3 protein-coding genes are annotated in these 2,019 nt (G+C 62.1%); 2 read left to right on the forward strand and 1 reads right to left on the reverse strand.

Going from position 1 to position 2,019, the window contains the following annotated elements; all coding sequences use genetic code 11:
• The coding region (locus AB4Z11_RS30335) for a serine hydrolase (RefSeq protein ID WP_442029690.1) at window positions 1-938 on the forward strand (938 nt) is incomplete at its 5' end.
• Entirely contained in the window at window positions 935-1,360 is a 426-nt protein-coding gene (locus tag AB4Z11_RS30340) for a VOC family protein (RefSeq protein WP_442029692.1), read from the forward strand. The genes AB4Z11_RS30335 and AB4Z11_RS30340, both read left to right, overlap by 4 nt.
• A gap of 116 nt (window positions 1,361-1,476) precedes the next feature.
• On the opposite strand, the gene AB4Z11_RS30345 is transcribed toward AB4Z11_RS30340, so the two are convergent.
• A partial coding sequence (locus AB4Z11_RS30345) for a PhoH family protein (RefSeq protein WP_442029694.1) occupies window positions 1,477-2,019 on the reverse strand: 543 nt, incomplete at its 5' end.

Here is a 2,019-nt window from a genome sequence, read left to right on the forward strand (position 1 = left end):
AGATTGCGCTGCCGGATCTGCTGAAGCGCATCAAAGGCAAGTCGCTCGATTTCATGCCGGGCGCGCGCTTTGAGTACAGCAATTCGAATTATGTGCTGCTGGGCGCCATCATCGAGAAAGTGAGCGGTGAGCCTTATGGCAAGTTCATGGAAGAGCGCATCTTCATGCCGCTGGGACTGGGCAATACGGCCTACGCCGGTTATGAACGTGCCGCGTCCATGCGCGCTAAAGGCTACGATGCTGACAACGGCAAGTACAGCAAGCCGAAATCGATCAGCATGTCCATGGCCTATGCAGCGGGCGGGCTGGTGTCGACCGTGGACGATTTGGCGCGCTGGGATGCAGCCATCGCCAGCGGCAAGCTGCTGAAAGGCGAAAGCTGGCAGCGCGTGTTTTCGCCGGCGCGCCTGCAGAACGGAGAACCCAGCAATTACGGCTACGGTTGGGGATTGGGCAAGCTGCAAGGGGTGACCGAATACTCGCACGGCGGCGAGATCTACGGCTTCAGCAGCTTCGTGGCGCGCCTGCCGGAGCAGGGCATCTACGTCGCGGTGCTGGCCAATGCCAGCGGCGACGTGACCACCGAACTGCTGGCGCAGCGCGTGGCGGCAGTCGCCCTGGGCAAGCCGGTGCCGCATTACCGCAAGATCACTTTGAGCAAATCGACGCTGGAGGAATTCGCGGGCACTTATCACGGCGACGAAGGAACGGTACGCACGGTGAAGCGCGATGGCGATCATCTGGTCGTTGAACGCAGCGGCGCTCCAAAGGTTGAGATTTTCCCTTATTCCGACAGCGCCTTCTTCGTGCGCGATTCCTTGTCGCAGGCCGAGTTTGTGCGCGATCCGCAGGGCAAAGTGGTCGAGCTTCTTCTTACCCGTAACGGCAACGTCACCCGCAACGCGCGCGTGGCGACCAAAAAATGGTGGCCACTATGAAGCAGAGCATTGTGCACATTGCGCTGGTCGTACGCGATTACGATGAAGCGATCGATTTCTACGTCGACAAACTAGGTTTCGARCTGATCGAAGACACCTACCAGCCGGCGCAGGACAAGCGCTGGGTCGTCGTCGCCCCGCCCGGCGGCAGCGGCACCACGCTGCTGCTGGCACGCGCCGCCAAGCCTGAGCAGGAGCCCTTCGTCGGCAACCAGGCTGGTGGGCGCGTGTTCCTCTTTTTGAATACCGACGACTTCTGGCGCGACGTCGAACGCCTGCGCGCGCACGGCGTGCATTTCGCGCGCGAGCCCAAGGAAGAAGACTACGGCCTGGTCGCGGTCTTCGCGGACCTGTACGGCAATTTGTGGGATTTGCTGCAGCTGAAACCAGACCATCCTGTTGCGCGCCGCGGACGGGATTAGAACCCACGGCAAGGAGCGGGTGGCTGCCACGATGTGGCAGCCACCTGGGTTGCGCCGCTGGTTTGGAATAAAAAAAGCCCCGCACGAAGCGGGGCTTTTGTGGAGCGTGTGCGCGCTTAGAGCACGTCGCTCGCGTGGTCGGCGAGGCGGGAGCGCTCGCCGCGGGCCAGGGTGACGTGGCCGCTGTGGGCCCAGCCTTTGAAGCGGTCGACGACGTAAGTCAGGCCGCTCGAACCCTCGGTCAGGTATGGCGTGTCGATCTGCGCGATATTACCCAGGCAGAGGATCTTGGTGCCCGGACCGGCGCGCGTTACCAGGGTCTTCATCTGCTTCGGCGTCAGGTTCTGCGCCTCGTCGATGATGAGGAACTTGTTGACGAAGGTACGGCCGCGCATGAAGTTCAGAGACTTGATCTTGATGCGCGAGCGGATCAGGTCCTGCGTTGCCGCACGGCCCCATTCGCCGCCTTCACCGTCGGACTTGTTCAGCACTTCGAGGTTGTCGTCGAAAGCGCCCATCCAAGGCCCCATCTTCTCTTCCTCGGTACCCGGCAGGAAGCCGATGTCCTCGCCCACCGGCACGGTGACGCGGGTGACGATGATCTCGTTGTACAGCTTCGTCTCCAGCACCTGCGCCAGGCCGGCGGCCAGTGCCAGCAG

Source organism: Pseudoduganella sp. RAF53_2 (assembly GCF_052113985.1).
GTDB lineage: Bacteria > Pseudomonadota > Gammaproteobacteria > Burkholderiales > Burkholderiaceae_D > Rugamonas.